Source organism: Acetobacterium sp. MES1 (assembly GCF_002237635.1).
GTDB classification, from domain to species: Bacteria; Bacillota; Clostridia; order Eubacteriales; family Eubacteriaceae; genus Acetobacterium; species Acetobacterium wieringae.
This window is the reverse complement of record NZ_MJUY01000019.1, coordinates 14,758-34,295: the sequence shown is the minus strand read 5'-3', so window position 1 is coordinate 34,295 and position 19,538 is coordinate 14,758. Positions and strand designations below refer to the sequence as shown.

Here is a 19,538-nt window from a genome sequence, read left to right as displayed (position 1 = left end):
TTATACACTAATTTAAACCCATAATAAAGACACAATTTTGTTACAATTACCCCGTTGCCAAAACAAAGATCTTGCATGTAAAAACAGGCAGGTTCCGGGTTGCGACAGGGTCACATAAAAAAAGTCTTCCTGATCTATTCTAGCACAGAAGCGATCAGAAAGACGATTAAATTTCGGGGATATTTTTGCCTTATGCGCCCCATGTTAAAGGAAATTATTGGCGCTTATTCAGTGGTTCGTAATCCCGGCGTTCGCTGACGTGCATGTAGGCCGGACGGATAATCTTTCCGGCATTGATCAGCTCTTCCAAACGGTGAGCACTCCAACCAGCAATTCGGGCAATCGCAAAAATCGGCGTAAACAGTTCCAGAGGCAGGCCCAGCATGCTGTAAACAAAGCCGCTGTAAAAGTCGACATTGGCACTGACACCCTTGTAGATTTTACGTTCTTCACCGATGACTTCCGGCGCCAGTCGTTCCACCATCGAATACAGTTCAAACTCATCGTGGAGGCCCTTTTCTTCAGAGAGGCTTTTGACAAACCCTTTAAAGACATTGGCCCGGGGATCCGATACCGAATAGATGGCGTGACCCATCCCGTAGATCAATCCAGCATTGTCGAAGGCCCGTTTATTAAGCAGATCCACCAGATACTGGCGCACCTGTTTTTCATCGGTCCAATCATCCAGAGTTTTTTTCATGTCTTCAAACATTTCCACCACTTTAATATTTGCTCCACCATGTTTGGGGCCTTTTAACGAACCCAGTGACGCCGCAATGACTGAGTAGGTGTCAGTGCCCGAAGACGACACCACATGGGTGGTAAAGGTCGAGTTGTTACCGCCACCGTGTTCGGCATGAAGCACCAGGGCGATATCCAGAATCCGGGCTTCCAGCTCAGTATACCGGCTGTCCGGCCGTAAAATGTAGAGAATATTTTCGGCCGTTGACAGATGCGGTTGCGGTTGGTGAATAAACAGACTCTGGTCATCGTGATAATGTTTATAGGTCTGGTAACCATAGACTGCCAACAGCGGAAACAGAGCGATTAACTCCAGAGATTGCCGCAGTACATTGGGAATCGAGACATCGCTGGCTTTGTCATCATAGGAAAACAGGGTCAGAACACTACGGGCCAGAGTGTTCATCATATCAGAGCTGGGGGCCTTCATAATAATATCCCGTACAAAGCTGGTGGGCAGGCTGCGATAGTTTCCCAGCACGGTGGTAAAGCGTTCCAGCTCGTCTGAATTGGGTTGACTGCCAAACAGCAGCAGATAAACCACTTCTTCAAAACCGAACCGTTTTTCTTTGACAAAGCCGTCAACCATGGCTTCAACGTCGACACCCCGATAGAAGAGTTTTCCTTCGGTTCCGATTTTTTTGCCGTCTTCAAAGATATAAGCCTGGATTTCCGAGATTTCGGTCAGTCCGGTTAAGACCCCGTTACCGTCTAAATCCCGGAGACCCCGGTTGACCTTGAATTTTTTATATAACTCTGGCTCAATGGTGCTATTTTTTACGCATAATTCACTATACTCTATAATTTCAGGGGTAATTTCCGAAAACACACGATTCATCATCAATCTCCTCTATCTTTCTTATTTTTTGCCATTACAAAATTGCGGGGCCTGACAGGCCGTTTATGCATTTCGCAATCGCCCGACTTAATGTTAGCTTATTATACCTTAAAAGCTCAATGAGATAAAGTTAATTTATTATTTTTTTATGCTTTTTTGAAAGACATTCTTATACAATATCTTTTTAGTCTTTTATTTTCCGTAAATGATGGGAAAATTATTATAAATTTGAAAGTTTGTATTTAATTCTTTCATTATTAAATAATTTCGGAATTTTAAACCGAATCGTTTCTTACCCCAAAAGCCGCCGCAATTTTTGAGATAAAAAAAAACTCCGATTCATCGAATCGAAGTTTATCCTTTATTTTTGGCAGGGGCAGAAGGATTTGAACCCTCGGCACGTGGTTTTGGAGACCACTGCTCTACCAACTGAGCTATACCCCTACAACAGCAACTACTATATTATAAGTGCTGCTGATGTGTTTGTCAATATCTTTATAAACTTTTTATTCTATACTTTTAAATCAATCTTGCTGAGAGTGAGCAGATCCTGATTGGCCTCAAGCACCGGAGCCACTTCTTCGCTGATAAAATCATCGACCTGTTGGGGCGCCCGACCAACATAGAGGCTGGGGTCCATTAAGGCATCGACATCCTCGGTTTTTAAGTTGAAGGCAGGATCTTTAAGGATTCGTTCAATCAGGTCATTGGGTTTCCCTTCCACCTTCACAGTATGGCCAGCTTCCATCGACAACACCCGGATTTTTTCGTGGAGATCCTGACGATCACCACCCCGCTTGACCCCTTCCATAATAATGTTCTCGGTGACCATAAAGGGCAGCTCGGCATCGATATGCTGGCGCACCACCTTGGGGTATACCACCAAGTTTTCCGAAACATTCATGGCAATCATCAGAATGGCATCGGTAGCCAGAAAGCCTTCGGGAATTGAGATCCGCTTGTTGGCCGAATCATCCAAGGTTCGCTCAAACCATTGGGCCGAGGCCGTCAGAGCCGGGTTCAGGGCATTGACAATGATATAACGGGCCAGTGAACAAATCCGTTCGGACCGCATCGGGTTGCGTTTATAGGCCATCGCCGATGACCCGATCTGGTTTTTTTCAAAGGGTTCCTCCACCTCTTTGAGATTTTGCAAAAGACGGATGTCGGTGGCAAATTTGGTCAGGGTCTGGGCGATGCCGCTGAGGACACCAAACACCTGGGCATCAAATTTACGGGAATAGGTTTGCCCGCTGACCGCAAATGATTTTTTAAAGCCCATTTTTTGGGCCACCAGGGTATCCAGTTTTTTAACCTTGTCGTGATCATTGTCAAACAGTTCCATAAAACTGGCCTGGGTGCCGGTGGTACCTTTAACCCCCAACAGCTTAACATTGCTAAGCAGATGATCAAGATCCGCCAGATCCATCAGCAGATCCTGAATCCATAAACAGGCCCGTTTACCAATGGTGGTCAGCTGAGCTGGCTGAAAATGGGTAAAGCCGAGGGTCGGCAACTCTTTATACTGGGCGGCAAAGCGGGACAGGTGGTTGATCAGATTAAGGACCTGCTTACGGACATGAACCAGACCCTGGCTGTAAACAATCACATCGGTATTGTCCCCGACATAGGCACTGGTGGCACCGAGATGAATGATCCCCTTGGCTGTTGGACATTGGGCGCCATAGGTATGGACATGGGCCATGACATCGTGGCGCAGTTCTTTTTCTTTTTGGGCTGCCAGCTCATAATCGATGTTGGTGATGTTGGCTTTCAGTTCGGCAATCTGGGTGTCGCTGATGTTAAGTCCCAGTTCCTGCTCGGCTTCGGCCAGAGCCACCCACAGCTTCCGCCAGCTTTGAAATTTATTGTCCGCTGAGAAGATATGGAGCATCTCCTTTGAGGAATACCGCTCAATCAGGGGGTTTTCATAGTATGCTTTCATAATTTATTCCTTTCATATTTAAATCCGTGAGCTTTGCGTCCAGTTTCGCACGAAACACCAGAAGAATTCGCGATGCGAATTTCTTCTTTGTCGCGGGCAGTCGCCAACTACAAGCAAGCTTGTGATTGGCTCGTTGCCTTCGCGAATTTTTTCACTGTACGGCGGACAGTTCTCTGAACTGTTCGCCTACACGTTACAAAATTGTTTGTGGAAACTGCACCCAAAGCACTCATTGTTCGAAGCTTTTAATTTTCCATTTAAAACCGCCGCTTACTGGTCGGTTTCGTAGGTTTGATATAATCGAGTGATGTGCGTCACTTTGTTTTCAAGTTCATCGATGGTCAAAATAATCCCATTGATCTGAACAGAACCAGTGGCTGTCACAAAACGGCTGGGCCGTTTTGTTAGCATGGTATCAAGAATGATCTGGGAATCCACCCCAATCACGCCATCAAGTGGTCCGGTCATCCCGATGTCGGTAATATAGGCCGTACCGCCAGTTAAAATCCGTTCGTCGGCTGTCTGGACATGGGTGTGGGTGCCATAAACGGCAGTGGCGTAACCATCCATAAAATACCCGAAGGCAATTTTTTCCGAGGTGGCTTCGGCATGAAAATCAACCAACACCAGATCGGCGGCGGCTTTTAAGGACTCTCGGAGTGGTGCCATCATATTAAAAGGGCAGTTTAAGTTGGGCATAAAAATCTGGCCGGACAGATTCACCACCGCAATTCGTTTGGTACGGCCATCTTTTAGGGTGCAGTTAAAAAAATCATAGCCTTTGCCTGGACAGGGGTCGGGATAATTCAGGGGCCGGATAATCTGCGGAAAGTCGGCAATGGTTTCAAGTAGCTCTTTTTGCTGCCAGACATGGTTGCCCATGGTGATGACATCAATCGGCAAATTTAGCAATTCTTTGGCATTTTTAGTCGAGAGACCATTACCCCCGGAGGCATTTTCGCCATTAACAACCGTAAAATCAATGTCTTGTTCGGCAATGATTGTGGCCAGTTGGTCTTTTAAAATTTTTCGTCCGGGGCGGCCATAGACGTCCCCCAGTATTAGTATCTTCATCATTTATCCTTCTGCATTAAAAACTGACTAAAAAAAGGGGAGAATCTCTCCCCTTTTAGACTATTTAGCGTAGTCGCTAGCTCTCGTTTCACGAATCAGATTAACCTTAATGTTACCGGGATATTCCATTTCAGCTTCAATCTTCTTGGCAATATCTCGGGACAGCAAAATCATTTCATCATCGTTAACTTCATTTGGTTTAACCATAATTCTGACTTCACGTCCAGCCTGAATGGCGTATGATTTCTCAACCCCATCAAAGGACATGGCAATGGTTTCCAGTTCCTGTAACCGTTGGATATAAGAAACTAGGGTTTCTCGTCTGGCACCAGGTCGTGCTGCTGAAATGGCATCCGCTGACTGAACCAGAACGGCTTCCATCGTCCGGGCTTCAACATCACCATGATGAGCTTCGACAGCATGAATAACGTTTTTATTTTCTTTGTATTTTTTTAATACATTGACTCCAATTTCAACATGGGGCCCTTCGACCTCATGATCAATCGCTTTTCCAATATCATGTAATAATCCTGCTCGCTTGGCGATCTTAATGTTTCCATCCAATTCGGCGGCCATGATGCCCGCCAGATGAGATACTTCAATGGAATGCTTTAATACATTTTGACCATAGCTGGTACGGTATTTAAGCCGTCCCAAAAGCCGGACAATTTCCGGGTGCAGGCCATGAATGCCGGTATCAAAACAAGCTTGTTCGCCGACCTCTTTGATATGGTTGTCGACTTCCTTTTGCGATTTTTTGACCATCTCCTCAATCCGGGCAGGATGGATTCGACCATCAATAATCAGTTTTTCCAGAGACAATCTGGCCACTTCCCGACGAATCGGATCAAAACCAGAAAGAATAACGGCTTCCGGGGTGTCATCAATAATCAGATCAATCCCGGTGAGGGTTTCCAGGGTGCGGATATTCCGACCCTCCCGACCGATGATTCGGCCCTTCATCTCGTCATTTGGCAGGTTGACCACCGTAATGGTTTGTTCAGCCACATGGTCGGCGGCGCAACGTTGAATCGATTGGGCAATCAGTTCTTTGGCTTTTTTATCAGCAGTGGCTTTTGATTCAGCTTCAATCTGACGAATCATAATCGCCGCTTCCTGACGGGTATCTTTACTGATGTCTTCCAGCAAAATTTCTTTTGCTTCTTCATAAGTAAGCCCGGAAATCCGCTCAAGTTCCTTGACCTGCTCGTCATACATGCTTTCAACTTTTTCTTGCTTCTTTTCGAGTTCTTTGCTTTTTCGGGCCAGAGATTCTTCACTGCGTTCTAAATTTGTCAGCTTCTTCTCAAGGTTTTCTTCTTTTTGAATCAAGCGATTTTCAAGTTTCTGAAGCTCGGCTCGTCGTTCACGATTATCTTTTTCAAGGGATTCTTTTAATTTCAAAGATTCTTCCTTTGCATCAAATAGAATTTCCTTTTTCAAAGTTTCTCCTTCTTTGACGGCATCATTCACAATCGTTGTGGCGGTTAATTCAGCATTCTTTATCTTGCCTTCGGCAATATTTTTGCGTACCAAATAACCAATTCCAAACGCAGCGATGATACCAATGAATAAAATTATTGTTAGTATGTCTATAATTTTCACCTCCTTATAAACGATTTGCTATGTTTTTAATCTACTCATCATGATCTATATTTTATACTCTTTTGAAAATAGTGTCAAGAAACAAAGAACCCCACCAGGGGTTATTTTTAAGAAATCAAAAAAAGAACCGCTAAACGGCTCTTTTTTTATGGTTTTATTGATGGTTTGCTTATTCAATCTCTTCATCTTCGAGCAGGTCTGCTTCAACCGCTTCGGGTTCAGCCGTCATTTTGCTGGCCGCATTTTTGGCCCGGATTTCGGCTTCGATGGCATCGGCAACATCGGGGTTGGCTATTAAAAACTCCTTGGAGTTATCCCGACCCTGTCCCAGTCGTTGCTCATTATAGGAGAACCAGGAGCCGGATTTGTCGACGATTCCAAAATCGACGCCAACATCAAGAAGATCCCCTTCTTTGGAAATACCCTTACCATACATAATGTCAAACTCAGCCTGTTTAAAGGGCGGCGCAATTTTGTTTTTGACAATCTTCGCCCGGGTCCGGTTACCAATAATTTCGGTGCCTTTTTTCAGGGATTCAATCCGGCGGACGTCAATTCGTACCGAGGCATAAAATTTAAGGGCCTTCCCGCCGGTGGTGGTTTCGGGATTACCAAACATCACCCCGATTTTATCGCGTAACTGATTGATAAAGATGGTGGTGGTGTTCGATTTTTTAATGACCCCAGTCAGCTTTCTAAGTGCCTGGGACATCAGTCGGGCCTGGAGACCCATGTGGGAATCCCCCATTTCACCATCGATTTCGGCTCGGGGCACCAGGGCTGCCACCGAGTCGATGACAATGACGTCAATGGCATTACTGCGCACCAGGGCTTCAACAATTTCCATGGCCTGTTCGCCGGTATCCGGTTGGGCTACCAGCAGATTATCAATATCGACGCCCAGAGCCTTGGCATAGGTCGGATCCAGGGCATGCTCGGCATCGACGAAGGCGGCATTACCGCCAGTTTTTTGCGCTTCAGCAATGATGTGAAGGGCAATCGTGGTCTTCCCGGAGGATTCCGGACCGTAGATTTCCACCACCCGACCCCGGGGTACGCCGCCCACACCCAATGCCATATCCAGGCCGATGGATGAAGTCGAAATGACTTCGACATTCAGTTTGGCAGCTTCATCACCGAGGCGCATGACCGAACCTTTACCAAAACTCTTTTCGATGTTTCGTAGAGCTGCATCCAGAGCCTTTTGTTTATCGGTTAATTCTTCACTATTTATTTTTGATTTTTCAGCCATTTGTAACCATCCTATCTTTATTGAAACATTCGTTTCGGAACGTTCGTTCTGATTTAATTATAACGATTCAATTACGCTTTGTCAACTATGGTTTTGCAGATCAGATGGAAGACCTTATTGGCGGTTTTCTGCTGCACGACTTTGCGGTCGCCATTAAAATGATAGCGATAGACTTCGGTCTGGTCATCAAAACAGATGCCAATATAGACCAGTCCCACTGGTTTTTCGTCACTGCCGCCGTCCGGACCGGCAATCCCGGTGACCGACACATTAAGCCGGGCTCCGGAAAGGGCTGACAGGTTCTTACACATTTCGCTGGCGGTTTCGGCACTAACGGCCCCATAGGTATCCAGGGTGGCTTTTGAAACATTCAAGAGCTTCATTTTAGCTTCATTAGAGTAGGTCACTAAACCAAAGCCAAAAATTTTGGAAATCCCCGGCTGTTCGGTCAACTGGGCGGCAATCAGGCCGCCGCTGCAGGACTCGGCGGTGGCCAGCGTGATGGAGTTGGTCATTAATAATTCGGCTACCGTTTCCTGGAGCGATGCTTTGGAAAAAGTGAAAATATGGTCTTCAAACCGGGACAGCATAATCCCTTCGTAGTGATCCAAAAGCGCATTGATTTCATTTTCATCATGGCCATTGGCGGTAATCCGCACCAGTACCTCACCCATCTTGGCATAGGTGGCAATGGTCGGGTTGACCTGGGTATCAATCAGATCCAGCAGCCGGTCTTCAGCCGCCGATTCGCCAATATCCGAGAGATTGTAGTACCGTGAAATCACCAGCTGTTGATGATCCTGCTGTAACACCGGCAACACTGCTTCTTCAAACATGCGGGTCATTTCCCGGGGTGGCCCTGGCAACATGATAATAATCCGCCCCTGCTCTCTCAGTAAAATCCCCGGGGCCGTGCCGCAGGGATTAAATAAAATCTCGGCACCTTCGGGAATAAAGGTCTGCTTGAGGTTGTTGGGGGTCATGGTAAACTCCCGGTTGGCAAAGTACGCCATTAAATCGTCTTTGGTTTTTTGATCCTGAACCAGCTTTTTGCCAAAAATTTCAGCAATCACTTCCTTGGTCAGATCATCCTGGGTGGGCCCCAGTCCGCCGGTGGTAATAATCAGGTCGCTGCGCTCAAAGGCGATTCGCACCGCTTCTTCCAAACGCTGCGGATTATCCCCCACGGTGGTATGAAAACACACCCGGATCCCCAACAGGGACAACTCCCGGGATAAAAACTGAACATTGGTGTTCAGGGTATCCCCTACTAACAGCTCCGTGCCCACCGAAATCAATTCACATTTCATTGGTCATTTCCTCTCAAAGTTTGATGATTAATACATATTGGCGTAACAAATTACATCGAACGAAACACTTTTTTATTAAGAATCAGATAATCAATTCCTGAATACAGGGTCAGCAAGGTGGCCACAACCATCATAATGTCGGCCATCGGAATACTGAGAAGCGAAAATGGCCAGTTGTTAAAGAGTATTAGAATAATGGCAATCATCTGCGAAATGGTTTTGGCCTTGCCCCATTTGCTGGCAGCAATGATGATCCCATCGGCAGCCGCCAGCGACCGCAGACCGGTGATGGCAAATTCCCGGGCAATGATGATTATCACCATCCAGGCCGGAACCGAGCCCAGCTGGACAAAGCAGATCAGTGCCGAACAAACCAGTAACTTGTCAGCCAGCGGGTCCATAAACTTGCCGAAATCGGTGACCAGGTTACGGCTGCGGGCCAGATAGCCATCAAGGCTGTCGGTCAATGAAGCGATAATGAACAGGGCCGCCGCAATTGGCTCGTGGTAAGGAAAATCAATCAGCAGTGCAGCAATGAAAAAAGGGATCATGACCATTCTGACAACGGTAATCTTATTTGGTAAATTCATTTTCAATATCTCCTATCAAATCATATTCGAGGGCTTGAACTATCTTAACGGAATAAAATTCTCCGATTGTTAAGGGATCACTACTTTCGACAAATACGGTGCCATCAATTTCCGGGGCATCGCCATAAAAACGGCCATAATAGGCCCCATCCTCGACACCTTCAAGCAGTACCTTCAGGGTTTTGCCGATAAAACGTTGTTTCTGGTGATAAGAAAGCGCCTGCTGGGTGATCATGATTTCGTCATAACGCTGTTCTTTCTGGTCCTCGGTCAACTGATCCATAAATTCAGCGGCCGGAGTATTTTCTTCCTGTGAATACTTAAATACCCCTAAATGATCAAAAGGCAACACTTTTATTTTATTTATCAGATCCGTGTGGGCCGCAACCGTTTCTCCGGGAAAACCCGTGATAATCGAGGTTCGCAGCACCGTATCGGGCAGGGTTTGGCGTATCTTTTTTACCAGTTGGCTAATCTGCGCAAAGCTCATCTTCCGACCCATCCGTTTTAACACCTCATCATTGAGATGCTGTAGCGGAATATCAAAATACTGACAAATAGCAGGATGGCGCTTGACCACTGCCAGAAGCTTGTCGGTAATGCCCTCGGGGTAAAGATACATCATCCGAATCCAGGTAAAATCAAAATTGCTGGCAATTACTTCAAGCAGAGCTGGCAAGTCCAGACCTTCATCCAGATCCTGGCCATATGGGGCAATGTCCTGACCAATCAAGATGATCTCCTCAATCCCCTGGTCCCTCAGGTACTGAAGTTCAGAAAAAATTTCCTGGCTGGGGCGACTGCGGTATTTTCCACGGATCTTGGGGATGACACAATAGGTACAGCCGTGGTCGCAGCCTTCGCTGATGCGGATAAAGGTGGACACTGTTCCCGGTTTTAGATAACGCCTGGTTTGGCTGATGGCTTTGTCAATATCGCCAAAATACTGGGGCATCACAGGGCTTGTGGGCGGGCTGGCCGGATCAGCCACCGGTCTTTCCAGCGACGTGATCAAATCAACAATATTGTCAAAATGGCCCACCCCTAAAAAGCCGTCAATTTCCGGGATTTCCTCGGCCAGTTCAGTATGATAGCGCTCGGCCATGCAACCGGCGACAATCAGCAGCTGGCAGGAGCCGGAATTTTTATAGCCAACATAGTCAAGAATATATTCAATTGATTGTTCCTTGGCCGATTGGATAAAACAGCAGGTATTGACAATAATAATCGCAGCTTCCTGGGGCTCATCGATTATTTCGTAGTTTTTCTCGGCAATCAAACCCAGCATCATTTCTGAATCGATGGTGTTTTTATCACAGCCCAGGGTGGTCATGTGGATGGTCTTCATTTTATGCTAATCTCTCCTATTATATTCATCTTCAGTAATCAGAATCTGCCGGGGTTTGCTGCCGTTGGGCCCGGAGATAATTCCCCGTTCTTCAAGGTCATCAATAATCCGGCCAGCCCGGGCGTAACCTACCTGCAGTTTTCGCTGCAGCATCGAGGTTGACAGCTGGTTGTATTCAAAGGCAATATTCAAGGCATCTTCCAGCAGTACATCACCTTCCCGGTTCTGCGGTTTTTCCTCCGGTTCCTGGGAAATGGCTTCTTCAATGGCGGCATCATACTGATGGCCCTTCTGGGGTTTGACAGCATCAATCACGGCATTAATCTCGGCATCCGAGACATAGGTACACTGAACCCGGGTCGGCTTGGACTGCCCCACCGGGTAATAGAGCATATCCCCCTTACCAAGTAGTTTTTCGGCCCCGCCGGTATCGAGAATCGTCCGTGAATCAGTATTAGAGGCCACAGCAAAGGCAATTCGCGAGGGAATATTGGCCTTGATCAAACCGGTGATTACATCCACTGACGGCCTTTGGGTGGCAATGATCAAGTGGATCCCACAAGCCCGGGCCAATTGGGCGATCCGGCAGATAGCATTTTCGCATTCTTTGGGTGAGGTAATCATCAGATCGGCCAACTCATCAATGACGATCACGATCCGGGGCAGTTTCTTCTGCCCGGACGAAAGCATTTGTTCGTTGTAACCCTCGATATCCCGAACCCCGGCATTTTTAAAGAGCATATAGCGGTCAGTCATTTCTTTCAAGCCCCAGTTCAGTGCATAGGCAGCCTTTTTTGGATCGGTCACCACCGGAATCAGTAGATGCGGAATGGCGTTATACTGATTGAGTTCCACCATTTTGGGGTCGATCATAATAAACCGCAATTCTTCCGGAGACGACTTAAAGATCAGACTGACTATAATACTGTTGATACAGACACTTTTTCCCGAGCCGGTGGAACCGGCAATCAGAACATGGGGCATTTTGCCGATATCGCCAATCACATTTTCGCCGGACAGGGTTTTTCCCAGGGCAAAGGTCAGTGGACTTTTGCTGTTTTTAAAGGGCGGGGTATCAATAATTTCCCTAAGACCGACGATTTCTGATACATCATTGGGAACCTCAATGCCGACCGCCGCCTTGCCGGGAATCGGGGCCTCAATCCGGATATCCGAAGTGGCCAGACTGAGCGCCAGATCAGAGGAGAGATTGACAAATTTATTAACTTTAACCCCCGGATCAAGCTGCAGTTCAAAGCGGGTTATGCTGGGACCGACATTGACCTCGACGATTTTGGCTTTGACGCCAAAATTTTTCAGGGTTTCTTCGATGATTCGGGCTTTCTTAATGACATCATCTTTTTTGGACTTTTTTTTAGTGGCCGGTGGATTTAAAAGTTCCAACGTCGGAAAGGTGTATTCCTCAACCTCATCTTCAAAACTGACTGCGGACAAGTCTAATACCTTTGTTTCATCGTCCGTTTTCGTTTCTTTGTGATAATCTTTGTTGGCGGCTTTTTTAGTCGTCCCCAAGTCATCAAAATTGGGCGGCTTGAGGAAATTCTCGTGAATCTTCATCGGGGTTTCCGGTTCGTCGGCATCTTCTTCAATAAAGCCGAAGGGATCCTGCCGGGTTTTCTTTTTAGTCGCCGGAATCACCCCGGTGACCGGTTCAAACAGGGGTTTTTCTGTGGGCGGAAGGGGCGGATGGGTTTCATTAATCTGATAAGGTTCAAACAAGGGGGCGTTCTCATCAAAATCACCCACCATCGGAATCAGGGTGGTTTCGGAGGTCCGCTCCTTAGTCGCCTTGACCTCTTTTCTGATCTGCTGTTTTTCCTTTAGCATCGCCAGCCGGTCTTTCAGCCGGTCTTTGACCGGAGGGGCATTGTCACTTTTTTCCTTAATTTGGCTTAAATATTTTTTTAGTCGGTTGCGGAAAATAAAAATTAAGATAATGGCCGAGCTGACAACAATCAGCAGCAGGGTGCCTTTGACCGCAAACAGCTTAATAAACAGAACTGCCAGCAGAATCCCGATAATCCCACCGTATTGGCCATACTGGGCCAAACTGAACAGCTCCAGAAGACTGTAGTCCATCAGATTGGGGGCATAAATTGTAAAACCGATCATCATGTTAACAAATAATAAGAAGGTCAGTACAAAGGTGGTGGCCCAATCAGTTATTTTATTCAGACACAATACCACCCCCAGGGCGCAGAGATAGAGAGATATAAAAATCGTCAGGGCGCCAAAGCAATACGAAAAGGCCTGACTGACAAAGTTGCCCACCATCCCGGCATTAAAGTCGATGTAGGCATAAATCGAGAAAACCCCCAGAATGATTAAGAAGATTCCGATGGCCATGTTACTGATGGAAAACCGTTTGGCTGTTTTCGGGGCCGGTTTCTTTTTGGTTTTCCCTTTATTTGATTTGTTATTTGGTTTAGTTTGATTTGGTTTCTTAGTTGTTGCCATTATGCTCCTCTGTTTAAAAAAAGAAATGATAAAAGGTGCAGGGATACCTGCACCTTGAGATTGTGTTATGGAAGTATGATTGGAAAGCGGTGCAGCAATCAATGAAGGGTTCATGACCTCAGCGTACTTTTTAACAATACCATTATTTTCCTGAATGGCCAAAGCCACCATCGCCCCGCTTACTGGCGGCCAATTCGTCTACGCTTAAAACTTCCACAAAATCGGCTTTGACATATTCCGAGAAGACCATCTGGGCAATCCGTTCGCCGGGTTCCAGCTGGTAGGGCTTATCGAGTAAGTTTATCAGAATTATCTTAATTTCTCCCCGATAATCAGCATCAATGGTGCCGACGCCGTTGACCAGCGATAGGCCATGTTTAAGGGCCAAGCCACTGCGGGCCCGAATCTGAGCTTCCACCCCTATCGGCATTTCCAGAAAAATGCCGGTGGGAATCTGATAGACCTTGTGGGGCATGATGATCATTTTACCATCCAGATTGGCTCGCAAATCAACTCCGGCAGCGCCTGGGGTCTGATATTCCGGCAGTGGAAATGGTGACTGATTCAGTATTTTAATTGAATATCTATTATTCATCTTATTCCTTTGGCAAAACGGCCTTCCGGGACAGATTAATGCGGCCCTGTCCATCAATTTCCATGACTTTAACGGTGACCTCATCGCCAATTTTAACCACGTCTTCAACGGCATTGACCCGCTCGTGAGCCAGTTTGGAAATATGGACCAAACCGTCTTTGCCACCTGGTAGGGATACAAAGGCACCAAAATTCATAATTCGGACGACCTTACCGGTTAAGACCTCACCCACTTCCACTTCACGGACGATGTTTTCGATAATTTCTTTGGCTCGATTACCGGATTCGGTATCCACAGAAGCAATGAAGATCCGGCCATCATCTTCAATATCAATTTTAACGCCGGTATCATCGATGATCTTATTAATAACCTTACCGCCAGAACCGATAACGTCACGGATCTTGTCGGGTTTAATCTGGAAAATAATAATTCGAGGCGCATAGGGTGATAAATCTTTGCGGGACTCGGCAATTTCGTCATTCATAATGCCAAGGATATGCAGTCGGCCAATCCGGGCCTGTTCCAGGGCTTCGGTTAAAATCTGCTTGTTGATGCCATCGATTTTAATGTCCATCTGAATTGCGGTGATCCCCTCAGCAGTTCCCGCTACCTTAAAGTCCATATCGCCGAGGAAGTCTTCCATCCCCTGAATATCCGAAAGAATCGCCAGTTTATCGTCTTCTTTGATCAGACCCATGGCAATCCCGGCAACTGGCGCTTTTAAGGGCACTCCAGCAGCCATTAATGACAGCGAGCTGCCGCAGACACTGGCCTGGGAGGTGGAACCGTTGGAACTTAACACTTCCGATACCACCCGGATTGCGTAGGGGAATTCATCTTCGGATGGCAGCACCGGAATCAGTGCCCGTTCGGCCAGAGCACCATGTCCGATTTCACGGCGGCCGGGGCCCCGGGATGGTCGGGCTTCGCCAACACTGTAGGCCGGGAAATTATAGTGGTGAATATAGCGTTTGGAATCTTCGTTGGATAAACCATCCAGTTTCTGGACATCTCCTAAAACCCCCAGGGTGACTACAGACAAGACTTGGGTTTCACCCCGGGTAAATAATCCGGAACCATGGGGTCTTTCAAGAAAGTCAATTTTGGCGGTGATCGGACGGATCTCATCCATTTTTCGGTTGTCTGGACGAATCCGATCTTCAAGAATCATCCGACGAATTTCTTTTTTGACCAGCGAATTCAGAATCTCGTCGATATCATTGCCCTGGTTGGGATAGGTTTCTGCAAAATGTGCTCTGACCAGATTTTTAGTGGCCTCAATATTATCCAGTCGTTCCAGCTTATCGGCTGTTTTAACGGCAGTTGTCAACTGATCCCCTAAGAAAGCAACCACTTCGGCTTTGATTTCTTCGGCTGGGGTAAACAGCGTATATTCCTGTTTTTCTTTGCCCACAGCAGCGACGATTTCTTCCTGAAAGGCGACGATTTTTTTAATTTCTTCGTGAGCCAGCAAAATTGCTTCCAGCATCAGTTCTTCGGAAACCTCGTTGGCACCGGCTTCCACCATCATGATGGCGTCTTTTGTGCCGGAGACAATCAGGCTCAGTTCACTGATTTCACGCTCAGCTTCATTGGGATTGATAATGTACTTTCCATCGATATAACCAACAGCAACCGCACCGGTGGGGCCATTGAAAGGGATGTCCGAAATTGACAGTGCAATTGAAGAGCCAATCATTGCCGCAATTTCAGGCGCATTATCCTGATCCACTGACATAATCGTGGCAACTACCTGAACGTCGTTGCGAAAGCCTTTCGGGAATAAGGGGCGGATGGGTCGATCCATCAGTCGGGAGTTTAGAATTGCCCGTTCGGTGGGACGACCTTCACGTTTAATAAAACCACCAGGGAATTTTCCCACGGAGTATTGTTTTTCTTCGTAATCACAGCTGAGTGGGAAGAAATCCATGCCTTCCCGGGGCTTTTTAGAAGCTGAAGCAACAGCCAGAACTTCGGTTTTGCCATATCTGATCATCGCTGCACCTTTTGCCAATTGTGCCACTTCGCCAATTTCCACGCGGAAAGGGCGGCCAGCAATTTGAGTTTCAAAAATATTCATTCTTTTCTCGCTTTCTATTATAATACGCCAAAAATGGCAGATTTATCGTTTGTCAGCAACCAGGATCACCAACCGTGTTAAGGAGATTAAGTGCTAACCTTCAGGTAAAAAAAAAGGGCGGAATACTCCGCCCCAAATTATTTTCTTAAACCTAATCTTTGGATTAGTTCACGATATCGTGTGATATCTTTGTCTTTCAGATAAGTTAATAATCGTCGTCGTTGACCTACCAGTTTCAGTAGACCGCGTCGTGAATGATGGTCTTTTTTATGGATTTGAAGGTGTCCATTAAGATCATTGATACGGGCTGTTAATAGTGCAATTTGTACCTCTGGTGAACCAGTATCACCCTCAGCTTTTTGGTAGTCTGCGACAATCTGTGCTTTTAATTCTTTTGTGATCATGTAAAATCTCCTTGTTTTTTAATTTAGCCATAAACCGAGTATTTTGTTGGAGTGTCAAAAAACTAAGTGAATGGTAGTAACTTAATGAGTATATCATAAACAGTTAGGCTTGTAAATGGATTATTTGATAAAATCCTTGCGGATCTGATCGATATCCATTCTGATTTGATTGATTAAATCATCAATGGAATCAAATTTAATTTCGTCCCGGATTTTTTTAATGAATTCGATGGTGATTTCGCGATCATAAATGTCCTCATCAAAATCATAAATATAGGTTTCGATGCTAAAGGGGTGTTTTTCAAACGTCGGGTTAAATCCCAAATTGGTTAAGCCATGAAAACATTGTCCCTGATAATGAACATGAGTATAATAAACGCCGGTATTCGGCAAAATTAATTTCTTATCGAGTTTGATATTGGCAGTCGGAATACCATACTGGTGTCCCAGTCCTTTGCCCTGAACAACCACGCCACTGAGGGCATAATTTCGGCCCAGAAAGGTTTTAACCTCATCCACCTGACCACAGCTGATCAGCTCCCGGATAAAGGTGGAACTGATGGAATGGGTATTGATGATAAAGGGGGGGAGAATTTCTACGGCAAAGCCGTATTTTTTGCCCAGCTCAACTAAGGTGGCGGTGGTTCCGGCACCCTTATAACCAAAATTATAATTAAAACCAACCACAATGACTTTGACATTGTATTTTTTTAGCAGATAGTCGGTGATAAATTTCTCTGGGGTTAGCTTCATCAGCTTTTCGGTAAAGGGATTCAAGAAAACGAAATCAATGCCATAATCCTGAATCATGGCTTCTTTTTGGGTATTGGAGGTGATCAGCCAGGGGGTATAATTGGGAAAGATCAGCTCCAGAGGGTGTTCCTTAAAGGTCATAACCCCGGTTTTGCACCCGATTTGCCGACCAATTTCTTTCGTTTTTTGCAGTAAGGCCCGGTGTCCCAGATGAACGCCATCAAAAAAACCCAGGGCTAATACCATTTCTTCGCCGTGATACGTTTGTGCTGTCATGTTTTACCTCACAGTAGTTTTGTCGGTTTGATATAGTTGCCTTCGTCATTTATAACATATCTGCCCATACCAATTAGCTGATTCCCATCATACAGCCGCAGGGTTTCGCCGGGATAAAAATCATCCAGCGATTCACGGAGATTCCACTGAAACAGCTTATTGCCATTGAGCAGGAAACGGCGGCCCTGATCGGTGGCAGAAACCCGGCGATAACCGTCCATCGAGTATGCCAGAGGATATAAGAGCGATTCCGGGGCCTCCTGACTGATGCGTTTTTCAATCTGGCTCAAGGTTAAGGCATCGCTCAGTGTAAAGCGGCCAACCTGATGGCGGATCAGTTGCCCCATACAGCCCAGGGTCCCCAGGGCTGCGCCGATATCCCGGCACAAGGACCGGATGTAGGTGCCCTTTGAACAGGTGACCATCATTCGGGCTTTTTGAGCGGCTTCATCAAAATTCAATAAACGGATTTCTGTGATGTGAACGTCCCGTTCGGGAATTTCCACCGTTTCGCCGTTTCTGGCGTAGTGATAGAGTTTTTTGCCATTAACCCGAATGGCTGAGTAGATCGGTGGTTGCTGGGAGATATCACCAGTAAATTGTGACAAAATAGCTTCAAAAGCCCTGGCATCAATCCGTTTTTCGCTTTTGTCAACGATGGTTCCTGATAAATCACAGCTATCGGTTGCCAAACCCAGAATCACCTCGGCTTCATAGACCTTGTCGTGATCCGTGATGTACTCGACCATTTTGGTGGCTTGACCGACACAGAGTACCAGCACGCCCTGGGCCTCAGGATCAAGGGTTCCGGTATGTCCGATTTTTTTGGTTTTAAGGAGCTTCCGGGCTTTAAATACCACATCGTGGGAAGTCATCCCCGGCTCTTTGTTGACATTGAGATAGCCATTAAGGCTGTTAAGCTTCTCCATTTTGATTTGCACAAACCTCCATCAAGTCCCGTTTGAGTTCCCCGACATCGCCGCAAAAATTAAAACCGGCGGCCCGTTCATGACCTCCACCACCGTATTTTAAGGCAATTTCGTGGATATCGTAGGGATATTTGGCCCGTAAGGAAACCCGGTATTCACCGGGGTCAATTTCTTTTAACAGGGCCGTAATGGCGACGCCGATGGTATTTTGGCCCAAATTGGCTACATCATCGGTAATGTTGATGGTGCCGCCAAATTTAACGATAGTTTCGTGATCCAAAATCATCATCGCAATCGGCATACTGTCGAGAATTTCCAGGGAATGAATCGCTGCCCCGGTCATTTTCATCTGATTGATGTTCTTTTGGGTATGAAGCCGTTTGGAGAGGTGGGCATAATTGGTTTTGATGGCATATAATTCACTGGCAATTAAATGGGTGTCGACTGTCACATTGGAAAATTGAAAACTGCCGGTATCGGTGGTAATGCCGGTGAAAATGGCATCAGCCATCTCCTCATCAAACACCACATTAAGTCCCCGGAGTACCCGAAAGACGATTTCGGCTGTTGCACCGGTAATTTCGACAAAGTTCAGATCACCATAGTGGGCATTGCTTTTATGATGATCAATCACCAGTCTAATTTTTGCGGCTGGCATTTCCGCTGGTGAAAAAGCAAAACTGCTACTGGAACAGTCAAGATAGATAATTACATCATAGTCGTCCTGTAAGACCTGGTTAAAATACTGAATTTCATCAAAGAACTCCAGCTTGTCTTCAAGGGGTAGGTCGATATAATAATCAACGGTTTTATTCAGCTGCTTCAAACCTTTTCCCAAGGCCACTGCCGAACCAATTGCATCACCATCCGGTTTTTGATGAAGCAAAATCAAAAACCGTTGATTGGTGCAAAGACAATTTAAAATCTCATCAGGAATCGTGTTCATTCTGATCCTGCATTTCTTTTTTATCGTCTTTCAAACTTTGTAAAATTGACTCGATATGCATGCCATATTCAATCGAATTGTCGATTTCAAAGCTGAGCGCCGGTACCGAATGAACAGTAATGACCTGGCCCAGGCTCGATCTTAAAAAGCTCTTGGCATTATTCAATAATTCGAGGACAACCTTCTTCTGACGATCATCACCGAAGATGCTGACATAGACAGTGGCAGTTTTTAAGTCGGGAGCTGCTTTAACCTTGGTGATACTGACATTACTGTCTTTAATTCGGGAGTCTTTCATTTTATGGATGATGATTAAGCTTAATTCCCGCTGAATTAAGCCATTAATTTTTTCATTGCGATGCGATGCCATTTTG

16 protein-coding genes and 1 tRNA gene are annotated in these 19,538 nt (G+C 46.1%); all 17 read right to left on the bottom strand.

Annotated features, from left to right (window positions below):
* Positions 1-214: 214 nt before the first annotated feature.
* Entirely contained in the window at positions 215-1,582 is a 1,368-nt protein-coding gene (locus BI182_RS07325) for a citrate/2-methylcitrate synthase (protein WP_070371366.1), read from the bottom strand.
* A gap of 365 nt (positions 1,583-1,947) precedes the next feature.
* Positions 1,948-2,023, bottom strand: a tRNA-Trp gene (locus tag BI182_RS07320).
* 67 nt (positions 2,024-2,090) lie between these two features.
* Complete coding sequence (gene purB / locus BI182_RS07315; protein ID WP_286806574.1) at positions 2,091-3,524, bottom strand: adenylosuccinate lyase; 1,434 nt, start codon at positions 3,522-3,524, stop codon at positions 2,091-2,093.
* Between the two features lie 270 nt (positions 3,525-3,794).
* Complete coding sequence (locus tag BI182_RS07310; protein WP_323396125.1) at positions 3,795-4,601, bottom strand: TIGR00282 family metallophosphoesterase; 807 nt, start codon at positions 4,599-4,601, stop codon at positions 3,795-3,797.
* A gap of 57 nt (positions 4,602-4,658) precedes the next feature.
* On the bottom strand, positions 4,659-6,203 hold the full coding sequence (rny, locus tag BI182_RS07305; RefSeq protein ID WP_139142350.1) for a ribonuclease Y: 1,545 nt from the start codon (positions 6,201-6,203) through the stop codon (positions 4,659-4,661).
* 169 nt (positions 6,204-6,372) lie between these two features.
* The gene (gene recA, locus BI182_RS07300; protein WP_070372192.1) at positions 6,373-7,455 is read right to left on the bottom strand and encodes a recombinase RecA; all 1,083 of its coding nucleotides are present in this window, start codon (positions 7,453-7,455) and stop codon (positions 6,373-6,375) included.
* A gap of 71 nt (positions 7,456-7,526) precedes the next feature.
* Positions 7,527-8,765, bottom strand: a complete 1,239-nt coding sequence (locus BI182_RS07295) for a competence/damage-inducible protein A (protein WP_286806572.1) — start codon at positions 8,763-8,765, stop codon at positions 7,527-7,529.
* Positions 8,766-8,815: 50 nt separating this feature from the next.
* Positions 8,816-9,355 (bottom strand): CDP-diacylglycerol--glycerol-3-phosphate 3-phosphatidyltransferase, encoded by a 540-nt coding sequence (gene pgsA / locus BI182_RS07290; protein ID WP_070372194.1) that lies wholly within the window; start codon positions 9,353-9,355, stop codon positions 8,816-8,818.
* Entirely contained in the window at positions 9,339-10,703 is a 1,365-nt protein-coding gene (rimO, locus tag BI182_RS07285) for a 30S ribosomal protein S12 methylthiotransferase RimO (protein WP_286806569.1), read from the bottom strand. The genes pgsA and rimO overlap by 17 nt, the downstream gene beginning before the upstream one ends.
* 6 nt (positions 10,704-10,709) lie before the next feature.
* Positions 10,710-13,181, bottom strand: a complete 2,472-nt coding sequence (locus BI182_RS07280; RefSeq protein WP_286806568.1) for an FtsK/SpoIIIE family DNA translocase — start codon at positions 13,179-13,181, stop codon at positions 10,710-10,712.
* A gap of 142 nt (positions 13,182-13,323) precedes the next feature.
* Positions 13,324-13,776, bottom strand: coding sequence for a dUTP diphosphatase (gene dut, locus BI182_RS07275; RefSeq protein WP_148637081.1), 453 nt, complete (start codon positions 13,774-13,776; stop codon positions 13,324-13,326).
* A 1-nt stretch (position 13,777) separates the two neighbouring features.
* Positions 13,778-15,856 carry a polyribonucleotide nucleotidyltransferase gene (locus BI182_RS07270; RefSeq protein ID WP_070372314.1) on the bottom strand — a complete coding sequence of 693 codons (2,079 nt, stop codon included), beginning with the start codon at positions 15,854-15,856 and terminating at the stop codon, positions 13,778-13,780.
* A gap of 137 nt (positions 15,857-15,993) precedes the next feature.
* A complete protein-coding gene (gene rpsO / locus BI182_RS07265; RefSeq protein ID WP_425341595.1) occupies positions 15,994-16,257 on the bottom strand; it encodes a 30S ribosomal protein S15 in 264 nt (87 codons plus the stop codon).
* A gap of 123 nt (positions 16,258-16,380) precedes the next feature.
* Positions 16,381-17,289 carry a bifunctional riboflavin kinase/FAD synthetase gene (locus BI182_RS07260; protein ID WP_286806563.1) on the bottom strand — a complete coding sequence of 303 codons (909 nt, stop codon included), beginning with the start codon at positions 17,287-17,289 and terminating at the stop codon, positions 16,381-16,383.
* Positions 17,290-17,297: 8 nt separating this feature from the next.
* Positions 17,298-18,230 (bottom strand): tRNA pseudouridine(55) synthase TruB, encoded by a 933-nt coding sequence (gene truB / locus BI182_RS07255; RefSeq protein WP_242871627.1) that lies wholly within the window; start codon positions 18,228-18,230, stop codon positions 17,298-17,300.
* A complete protein-coding gene (locus tag BI182_RS07250) occupies positions 18,205-19,164 on the bottom strand; it encodes a DHH family phosphoesterase (RefSeq protein ID WP_070372200.1) in 960 nt (319 codons plus the stop codon). The genes truB and BI182_RS07250 overlap by 26 nt, the downstream gene beginning before the upstream one ends.
* Positions 19,148-19,534 (bottom strand): 30S ribosome-binding factor RbfA, encoded by a 387-nt coding sequence (gene rbfA, locus BI182_RS07245; RefSeq protein WP_070372201.1) that lies wholly within the window; start codon positions 19,532-19,534, stop codon positions 19,148-19,150. Before rbfA ends, BI182_RS07250 begins: the two co-directional genes overlap by 17 nt.
* Positions 19,535-19,538 lie beyond the last annotated feature (4 nt).

Coding starts and splice junctions, on each gene's coding strand:
- BI182_RS07325 (WP_070371366.1), bottom strand. CDS start 1,582: ATGATGAATCGTGTGTTTTCGGAAATTACCCCTGAAATTATAGAGTAT.
- purB (WP_286806574.1), bottom strand. CDS start 3,524: ATGAAAGCATACTATGAAAACCCCCTGATTGAGCGGTATTCCTCAAAG.
- BI182_RS07310 (WP_323396125.1), bottom strand. CDS start 4,601: ATGATGAAGATACTAATACTGGGGGACGTCTATGGCCGCCCCGGACGA.
- recA (WP_070372192.1), bottom strand. CDS start 7,455: ATGGCTGAAAAATCAAAAATAAATAGTGAAGAATTAACCGATAAACAA.
- BI182_RS07295 (WP_286806572.1), bottom strand. CDS start 8,765: ATGAAATGTGAATTGATTTCGGTGGGCACGGAGCTGTTAGTAGGGGAT.
- pgsA (WP_070372194.1), bottom strand. CDS start 9,355: ATGAATTTACCAAATAAGATTACCGTTGTCAGAATGGTCATGATCCCT.
- rimO (WP_286806569.1), bottom strand. CDS start 10,703: ATGAAGACCATCCACATGACCACCCTGGGCTGTGATAAAAACACCATC.
- BI182_RS07280 (WP_286806568.1), bottom strand. CDS start 13,181: ATGGCAACAACTAAGAAACCAAATCAAACTAAACCAAATAACAAATCA.
- dut (WP_148637081.1), bottom strand. CDS start 13,776: ATGAATAATAGATATTCAATTAAAATACTGAATCAGTCACCATTTCCA.
- BI182_RS07270 (WP_070372314.1), bottom strand. CDS start 15,856: ATGAATATTTTTGAAACTCAAATTGCTGGCCGCCCTTTCCGCGTGGAA.
- BI182_RS07260 (WP_286806563.1), bottom strand. CDS start 17,289: ATGACAGCACAAACGTATCACGGCGAAGAAATGGTATTAGCCCTGGGT.
- BI182_RS07250 (WP_070372200.1), bottom strand. CDS start 19,164: ATGAACACGATTCCTGATGAGATTTTAAATTGTCTTTGCACCAATCAA.
- rbfA (WP_070372201.1), bottom strand. CDS start 19,534: ATGGCATCGCATCGCAATGAAAAAATTAATGGCTTAATTCAGCGGGAA.